Raw genomic sequence first — 9,103 nt, forward strand, 5'->3', positions numbered from 1 at the left:
GCAATAAAGGAAAACATATTGCCTCTATCTAATTGGTGTAATCTATGAAACAATAAAAGAAGCCCATTCGAGAAAAATATGCCCAATTAGAGAAGAATGAAAAATAGAAAACCAACGAAATGCAAAAACAATTACAAGAAGATAAATGCCTAAACTTTTTTCACAAACTCCGACTTTAAACTCATCTGACCAATCCCAGGAATTTTGCAATCAATATTATGATCCCCATCCACCAAGCGAATATTCTTTACCTTAGTACCACCTTTTAAAACAGATGAAGCGCCTTTTACTTTCAGGTCTTTTATCACCATAACGGTATCTCCGCTTGTTAAAATCTGACCATTGGCATCATAAACAGTATCGGAAAGGACAGTATCATCGCTTTTTTGTGGCCATTCATGTGCGCATTCAGGACACACAAAATTTTCACCATCTTCATAAGTATAAAGACAATCACAATGAGGACATTTAGGATATTGGGTCATAAATTCCCCTTTTAAAAGAAAATCATTCATTATGACTGGTCATAAAACAAGAAGTGCTTATTGTCCATTATTTTAGGAAAATATTTCCCTTTGTTTCACCCCTCATCTGTCAACTGTGTTCACGAATGCTATCATCACATACCATACATGAATTTATAAAAATGATTGATCATTATACAACTTAAATGAGCCCCCATATCATAAAATTCACTCACTTCATTCTCTCTAATAAATTAATCAAAATCATTTTCTTGTACATCACCAATGCAATTAACGAATGGATAAAAACAATTAGAAAAGGAACATCTCTTAATAAACGCTCTCAAAGAGCTAAAAACTAACAAACAAGAAAATGATGCCCTCAACTTGACCTTTTATTTAAGCAAAGATAACAGTCATAATGTTAGAGAACAGACTGATTTATGATCATAGTTAATGATTTTGTATATTGAATGAGAGCCGATAAATAAGCTGAGATTCTCTCAACCCTTTTTACCTTGAATCAACCAAAGCCTTTTGCTTACATGTTACAAGTAAGAAGAGCCGTGTAAAACAATTATTCAAAATACTAAACACTCTCAAATATAAGAGCCAACATTGAAAGCGGGCAAAGTGAACGATGGTGCCGGCTTACTCTCTTATAAGCGTAAAAATGGTGCGCTCAATGGATGTCCGATTATCCCTTTCAAAAGCAACACACATAAGATGAGTTTTTAGTGTCTTGAAGGAGAAGCTTCTTTAAGACAAACATATGAAATGTGCAACAATGATAGATTTTGTTTTGCATGAGGAACATCCGCCTATTAAACAAACATTGCTATCAAACCATCAGAAACCATTGGACATAAATTCCCCGATTATGCCTGATTATAATTACCTAAAGCATTCGGTTTTAAGAAGCCCGCAATTTTAGGAATCCGATTGATATGTAAAGGAGGAAAAAACAAAGCGAGCTTAAAAATAGAGGATCTCCCTTATGGCAAATAAAATCACGCCCCTAAAATCACACCCCATGTGTCCAATCATCCTACCTTTACAAAAAAACATTCCAATAATCTTAGGTGATAATATCAGGGTGATCTCGTCCCAATGCTTGTTGTATGTTTAACATTTTTAGTGCCACCTGTTGCAAAGGTTGGAGAACTTCCTGCGGATTAAAATTGTGTTTGCGTGGATCACTTTCATACTGTTCAAAATAAAGCCGTAAAGTAGCACCTAGCGTCCCTGTTCCCGACAAACGGACTACCAACCGTGCTCCATTCTCGAAAAAAATACGTATACCTTGCCGCGTGCTAACGCTCTGATCAACAGGATCATGATATGTAAAATCATCTGCTTTTTTGACGAAAAATCCAGCAATTTCAGTTCCTGCATGTGGTAAGTGCTTACGTAATTGCTCTATAAGTTCCAAAGCTTTATCTGCTTCGACTTCTTCATAATCATGCCGTAACGTGTAAAAACGCCCATAGGTGCACCAATGCTGTTGAACAATTTGTGCGACAGTTTTTTCTGTTACCGCTAAAAGATTTAACCAAAATAAGACAGCCCATAAACCATCTTTTTCGCGGATGTGATGAGAGCCAGTTCCAAAGCTTTCTTCACCACAAAAGGTTACTTTCCCGGCATCCAAAAGGGTTCCAAAAAACTTCCATCCCGTTGGCGTTTCAAAAAAGTTTAATCCTTTTTTTTCCGCAACCAGATCAGCAGCACGCCCCGTCGGCATAGAACGCGCTATCCCCACAACACCTTTTCGATATCCTTTAATGAGGTATGCATGTTCAGCCATAATAGCCAAAGAATCCGAAGGCGAGACAAATTGTTGACGACCAATAATGAGGTTACGATCTCCATCACCATCAGAGGCTGCGCCAAGATCTGGTCCTTGCTCTGACATCAATAAATCATAAAGAGCCTTGGCATAAACCAAATTGGGATCTGGATGACCGCCTCCAAAATCTGGCAAAGGAATACCATTAACCACCGTCCCTTCAGAAAATCCTAAGCATTTTTCAAAAATTTCATGAGCATAAGGCCCTGTTACCGCATGCATAGCATCAAACCGTAAAGTAAGACCTCGAACAACGGCCTTGGCAATACAGTCAAAATCAAAAAGCTCCTGCATCAAAGCAACATAATCAGCGACAGGATCAATAATATCAATCCGCATGGCTCCCATAAAGATCGTACCTTGCCTATCTAAATCAATATCTTGTGCTTCAAGAATTTTATAAAAGGAAAGACGTTGCGATGTTGCAAAAATAGCATCACATAAAGAATTAGGAGCAGGTCCACCATTGGAAACATTGTATTTAATACCACAATCTCCCTCTGGACCACCAGGATTATGACTTGCAGAAAGAATAAGTCCACCATGGGCATGAGTTTTACGAATAAGATGCGAAACAGCAGGTGTAGAAAGAATACCGCTTCTTCCCATTTTAACACAAGAAACACCATGCGCCGCCGCCATCTTCAACACAATCTGAAGGAGAGTACGATTAAAAGTGCGCCCATCTCCCCCAAGAATCAACATTTTTCCTTCAAGAGGCCCAATGTTATCAAAAAGAGACTGTATAAAGTTTTCTACATAATGGGGTTGTTGAAAAACAGATACTTTTTTTCGCAAACCAGACGTTCCTGGTTTTTGCCCCTCAAAAGCCGTTGTTAAAACTGTCTTGATGGTCATGTAAATACCTTCATATTATTTCCTTTAATTTTAAGGTGAAGAGTATCCAAAGTCGACCATTAATTCTACTTGACGGAAGTGTGAAATATTTGCACACTCGTTAGAAGTAAGAATTCTTAAAGAATCCCTTTTATTTAAACCGTTCTTTCCGATATGCTTTTAAAGACGAAGGCTGTTTTAAAAGGAAATTTTTTTTAAAAAATATAGGAGCATCATTATGATGAAAAAAACTGTTCCCAATGTAACATTCCATACACGTGTCCGCGATGAAATGGATGAAAATAATCCTTACCGGTGGCAAGAAGTTAACAGCGATGCTTACTTTAAAGGAAAGCGTGTTATTCTTTTTTCTCTTCCTGGAGCTTTTACCCCTACCTGCTCAACTTTTCAGCTGCCTGACTTTGAAAAACTCTATGACGAATTTAAACAAGTGGGTATTGATGAAATTTATTGCCTTTCCGTCAATGATGCTTTTGTCATGAATGCTTGGGGAAAAACACAAAATATCAAAAACGTGAAATTAATTCCTGATGGCTCTGGTGAATTCACACGCAAAATGGGTATGCTGGTTGCAAAAGACAATGTTGGTTTCGGCATGCGATCATGGCGCTATGCTGCCGTTATTAATGATGGTGTGGTTGAGCAATGGTTTGAAGAAGCAGGTTTTTCAGATAATTGTGCAACAGATCCTTATGAAGTTTCTTCACCACAAAATGTTTTAAAAGCTTTGAAAAACTAATTCCGCCTCCAAATCGTCGATTTAAACAAAATTTTACGACACAAATTTCCTTAGTAAAGAAAATTTGTGTCGTTTGTATTTTTTGAAACATCTATTTGTCAAGGCAGACATTATAAGTTGGTTGTGCGTTTTTGGTGAGAAAATATTCCAGCAATAATTTTTTAATAGGTATTTCACCTTTTAACTGCTTTTGAAAAAACTTGGAAAATTTCCAGTAAAAAATCTAAACCAATTATAGTGCTAAAAGATTAAAAAACTAAAAACTGTTGCACGCTATCAAAAAATGGGGATGCAATCGCGAAACACGCAAGTTCATGCAAAACTCTCTCAGAAACCTCAAGGACTAACGTATCGATGAAATATGCAAGATCAATGCTAAATTTCTCATATTGAGAAAAACTTTGTGTCGAACAATAATTTGATTTATAAGGATAATTTATCATTTTTTATATCGAATGAGAGAAGCTGAATATCATAAGATTGTTTTATTTTATCCCTTCTTATATTGAATCCCTCAAAACTATTTTCTTGCTCATTAGCAAGTGAGATTGGAATATGAATAAACGATTAAAAAGAGTAAAAATGCGTCTCGTAAACGCTCTAAAATACAAGAGCTATGAACATCATTACTACAAGGTTTACATAAAAAATAAAGATCAAACATTTGTTTGAAAAGGCGCACAGTTCAGATTAACTTATGTCTCATAAAAACGTCTCTGCATAAATAACCGTTCATGAAGAATATTAAATCAAAACAGATCCCATAAACATTCCAATTCACATACCATAAACAGACTCATTGCTATTCTCATAGCCATTTATTCTAAGCTTTTATTTTTCTCTAAGAGAGAAACGGTTAAAGAAGGCGTTTATTGGGATATTCTTCCATAAAGCGTGTTTTCATCTCTTCCTCTGCATCGAAGCTCAAAATCTTCATCACATTTAGGAAGACCAAAAATATCTGGATTAATGAAATAACAATCTTTTTTGTCCCCTTCGCTACAATTTTATTCTTTTCTAATTCTTTGATACCTTCTTTAAAACTTTCAAAATTAAGATATTCTGGTTCTTAAATTGAAAGATCACAAGTCAAAAATTCCTCAAAAATGTCATGATCCAATGTTATCTGATCAAACTATAAATCCACATCATCCCCCTAATCTAACATTTTCCCTACTTACCACAACATCACAAAAAATGCTTTCATACCACTAAATGATAGCCCAAAAATCACACGCCGACAGGACGAGGCGCCTGAAAAGGTAATTTGCGAAAGATCTTCAAATCCGAAGTTTGAAGGAGGAAGTTTAAATGATTTTCCAATATCTTCAGGTTTTTTTCAAAATAAAAGGATTTCTTTCATATAACACTGTAAAATCATATTAGGCCATTTCCATTTCTCCGTAAAAATTGATTTGTGATAATAAATGAATAATTTCAAATGGTTGTCATTATAATCTCTTATAATACCCCCCATATTTTCCCTTTAAAGATTGTCTGATTTAAGTTATTCGTTGTTTTTGAAAATAAAAAATCTTCTAAAATAAAAACCTTGAGATCTCTTTCATCTCTCATGGATGTGAAATTGTAGACTGTCGACAATAAAACAGTAGGAAATATGATACCAGCAAATGAGAATTCAAAAATTAAATCCATACGAATGATCAATATTTCTATAAACTATTGGGTTTCTGTTATTGATCATCAATTTTTCTAAACAGGATTGCGTCAAAGACCTCAAATGCTTCAGTGTCCAATATTTTGCTTCACGAAGTTGCTTACCTCGCGCCCTCAAAGCATTCATTTCATAATGAAGACGAAGCATTTTCATCTTTAAAAAACTGCTTTTATGCCGCAGGAACTTTAAAAAAATAACGCGATTTTAAGAATACCTAAACAAGTAAAATACAAATTCTGAAAATTGAAGAGGAAATATTCAAGCTTTTCCCGACAATCGCTTTGACAAAACTTTTACCATTACCATTTTTGGGCAGCTAAAATATCTTGTACTGTTTGAACCAATTGCTCTTCATCAATCATCACTTGCGCAGGACGGCTTTCACGCCATGTTTGATTATCCTTAATTTCATGAGACAAACGCGCTCCTTCAATCAAGTCTTTAATCTGTATTTTTCCACTCTCACGTTCTTGTGAACCTTGGATAACCACACAAGGAGCTTTGCGTCGATCTGCATATTTCATCTGCGCTTTAATTCCCGATGCCCCTAAATAGAGTTCCGCACAAATTCCTGCATTTCGCAATTGCATCACCATTTTTTGATAGCATGCAACAGCTTCTGGTTCTTTATCCATCATCAACACCACAACAGGTCCAAGAGTATTTTTTACTGGCAATTTTCTCAGGTTTTGCAAAGCAGCAATCAAACGTGAAATCCCCATTGAAAAACCTGTTGCCGGAATATTTTCCCCACGAAAACGCGCAACCAATCCGTCATAGCGTCCCCCACCACCAACAGAACCAAAAACAACTTTTTGCCCATCATCATTGAGAACATCAAAAAGCAATGCCGCCTCAAAAACAGGTCCCGTATAATATTCCAATCCACGAACCACCGAAGGGTCAATTTTAATACGATTGTGATAACCATTAGCGACAAAGATTGCTTGCATTTCCTCAAGCTCGTGAACGCCTTCAAGCCCCTGAGCACTCTGACCAACGACTTGTCTGAGAGCATCAAGGATTTCTTCTGCCGTTTTCGCGTTTACAGTCAGTAATGAAAGAATACACTCAATCTCTTTATCCTTAAGCTCGGCCCCTTTTGTAAAATCACCACTTTCATCCAAACGCCCCTTGCCTAGAAGCAAACGCACGCCCTCAGGACCAAATTTATCCAGTTTATCCATTGCTCGAAGAACAGTTAAGCGCCTTTCAATCTGCTCCCTTTCACCTAAACCAATCAACTCTAAAACACTTTCCAGAATTTTTCGGTTATTCAAGCGAATGGCATAATCATGCTGGTGAATGCCTAATTTTTCCAAACTATCCGCTGCCATCATACAAATTTCAGCATCAGCGGCAACGGTTGGTGTTCCAATAATATCAGCATCAAATTGCATAAATTGCCGAAATCGCCCTGGCCCAGGCTTTTCATTGCGAAAAACAAACCCCACCCGATAACTGCGATACGGTTTTGGTAACGTTTCAAAATTTTCAGAAAAATAACGGGCAAGAGGCGCGGTAAGGTCATAGCGCAAAGACATCCATTGCTCATCATCATCTTGTAGCGAAAAAACGCCTGCATTTGGACGATCTTCATCAGGTAAAAACTTACCCAGCACATCGGTATATTCAAAAATTGGTGTTTCCAGTGCTTCAAAACCGTAAAGTTCATAAACTTCACGAATCTGCGCAATCATGGTCTCGATTGCATACAACTGTGCACTTGTACGATCAACAAAACCACGGGGTAAACGGGCTTTGGTTTTTTCTTGTTTTGATGACATGTTTTTCTCTAACAACAATATCTATTCACAGATAACTCGTGTCTATCTTATAGAAACAAACGCTGCAATAACTTTATCAATTTAGGCCCACTAGCAACAAGCACCATCTTTCGCTTTACAAAGATGATGTTCCTCACCTTTAAGAGTATCAAAACGCTTGCACTTTCAATCTCAAAATATCAGCTCTCTCTTAATATTTTTCCAATTTTCGATTAAAAATAATGCTCCCCGCAACACTTCCAATACCTTATCCCCATAAATGCCCCCTTAAGAATCTACCTTAAACAATTCTCTCCGAAACACATTTCCTACACTCTCTCCTCTCCATTCCCCTTACCTCCAAACATCTTCTCATGTGCTATCCCAACATCAAAAAACACATACACGCTTCTTGAGAGGCATCAAAGCAACTGTTGATTTTGGATAAGCTGAAATCATCTTCTTGAAAAGAAACACCCTTTTTTATAAGGACTTCCTTATTACATATGCAAAAATCCTCAAGACATCAGAGTGCTTTTAGCTTCCTGTGCAAAATCATTGATACGCGTTTTTAAATCAATACTATTGCGACCAGCATCTGTAATTGACCTTGAAATTGAAGGAATCATATTCTGCCACAAATTTTGAGGAAACTGGTTTGTCAATTGTGTTATTGTTCCCCCTTGAGCACCAATACCTGGAACGAGAAACAGGCTGTTTTTTAACTGCTCGATTGTGTCTTTTGATTCAGATCCCAATGTCGCTCCTATAACCGCACCTATGGGGCCAATATTATGATGGAGAACCGGGGACTGAGAATTATAATCACAAATACGTTGCGCCAAATGAACAGAAAGTGTTTGATCACCAATGCGCGCATTTCGTATTTGTTTTCCCTCTGGATTAGAGGACTGAACCACCACAAAAACCCCTGCTCCTGTTTCTTCTGCAATATTGATCAGAGGAATAAGAGCATCAAAACCCAAAAAAGAATTGACTGTCATGGCATCAGCTTTAAACACACTGTTTGGACCGAGCCAAGCTTTACCATAAGCTTCAGCAGTAGAGCCAATATCCCCCCTTTTTGCATCCGCTAGAACCAATAAGCCTTGTTCGTGTGCATTTTCAATGAGTTCTTTAAGAGCTTGAAGACCTTCCACACCATATAATTCAAAAAATGCAACTTGCGGCTTTATAATACCCACTTTGCCAACAACCGCTGTTAAGAGGATATCACAAAACTCTTTTAAACCTTTATAATCAAAGCTTAAGTTCCATGATTGCAAAACTTTATGACTAGGATCAAAACCGATACAAAGCGGTCCATATTTTTCACTATTTTTAAAAAAAGCTGAACAAAACATTTTATATCCTAACACGGTCTCTCTTTAAACTTTTTGATACAATCAAAAAGAACAACATTTGTCAAAAGAATACAATACTCAAAACACAAAGAAAGAGCTCTCTATACAAAGTGTGCTTATATTTATGAAACATAAATATATTCCCATTCGTAACGCTTATCACATGTTTATTGACCAAGACGTTGTCATGAGACGAAAAATCAAATTTATGAAAGAATATAAACAAAAACTCTCTATGAACGTGCTTTAAACAAAAATTTCAAAAGAAAATGCCCCACCATGATGATCTCGATCTTAACTTTAGATTTTCCTCTACCTTTTTAGGGTTTCTTTACCGCTTTTGGAACATAATTGTCAAAAAGACATTGTATCTCCAGCATATTCA

5 protein-coding genes are annotated in these 9,103 nt (G+C 36.7%); 1 reads left to right on the forward strand and 4 read right to left on the reverse strand.

The features are described from left to right. Positions 1 to 149: 149 nt before the first annotated feature. Together ACFIJ0_RS05495 and ACFIJ0_RS05500 are read right to left on the reverse strand one after the other, a co-directional pair. Complete coding sequence (locus ACFIJ0_RS05495; RefSeq protein WP_375623914.1) at positions 150 to 485, reverse strand: zinc ribbon domain-containing protein YjdM; 336 nt, start codon at positions 483 to 485, stop codon at positions 150 to 152. Between the two features lie 1,057 nt (positions 486 to 1,542). Then, positions 1,543 to 3,171, reverse strand: coding sequence for an alpha-D-glucose phosphate-specific phosphoglucomutase (locus tag ACFIJ0_RS05500; protein ID WP_375623916.1), 1,629 nt, complete (start codon positions 3,169 to 3,171; stop codon positions 1,543 to 1,545). Positions 3,172 to 3,388: 217 nt separating this feature from the next. Between ACFIJ0_RS05500 and ACFIJ0_RS05505 the strand changes: the two genes are divergently transcribed. Then, positions 3,389 to 3,910: a peroxiredoxin gene (locus ACFIJ0_RS05505; RefSeq protein WP_375623918.1), complete on the forward strand. Its 522-nt coding sequence runs from the start codon at positions 3,389 to 3,391 to the stop codon at positions 3,908 to 3,910. A 1,977-nt stretch (positions 3,911 to 5,887) separates the two neighbouring features. Here the strand turns inward: ACFIJ0_RS05505 and hisS are convergent. Both hisS and pyrF read right to left on the reverse strand, forming a co-directional pair. Further along, positions 5,888 to 7,375 (reverse strand): histidine--tRNA ligase, encoded by a 1,488-nt coding sequence (gene hisS / locus ACFIJ0_RS05510; protein WP_375623919.1) that lies wholly within the window; start codon positions 7,373 to 7,375, stop codon positions 5,888 to 5,890. Between the two features lie 497 nt (positions 7,376 to 7,872). After that, a complete protein-coding gene (gene pyrF / locus ACFIJ0_RS05515) occupies positions 7,873 to 8,718 on the reverse strand; it encodes an orotidine-5'-phosphate decarboxylase (protein WP_375623921.1) in 846 nt (281 codons plus the stop codon). Between the last annotated feature and the right edge of the window lie 385 nt (positions 8,719 to 9,103).

This window comes from Bartonella sp. OC68QHHN, assembly GCF_042193875.1.
Classification (GTDB): domain Bacteria; phylum Pseudomonadota; class Alphaproteobacteria; order Rhizobiales; family Rhizobiaceae; genus Bartonella; species Bartonella grahamii_A.

Bases quoted from the DNA above. Each gene is read 5' to 3' on its own strand.
- ACFIJ0_RS05495 (WP_375623914.1), bottom strand. From the start codon at position 485: ATGACCCAATATCCTAAATGTCCTCATTGTGATTGTCTTTATACTTAT.
- ACFIJ0_RS05500 (WP_375623916.1), bottom strand. From the start codon at position 3,171: ATGACCATCAAGACAGTTTTAACAACGGCTTTTGAGGGGCAAAAACCA.
- ACFIJ0_RS05505 (WP_375623918.1), top strand. From the start codon at position 3,389: ATGATGAAAAAAACTGTTCCCAATGTAACATTCCATACACGTGTCCGC.
- hisS (WP_375623919.1), bottom strand. From the start codon at position 7,375: ATGTCATCAAAACAAGAAAAAACCAAAGCCCGTTTACCCCGTGGTTTT.
- pyrF (WP_375623921.1), bottom strand. From the start codon at position 8,718: ATGTTTTGTTCAGCTTTTTTTAAAAATAGTGAAAAATATGGACCGCTT.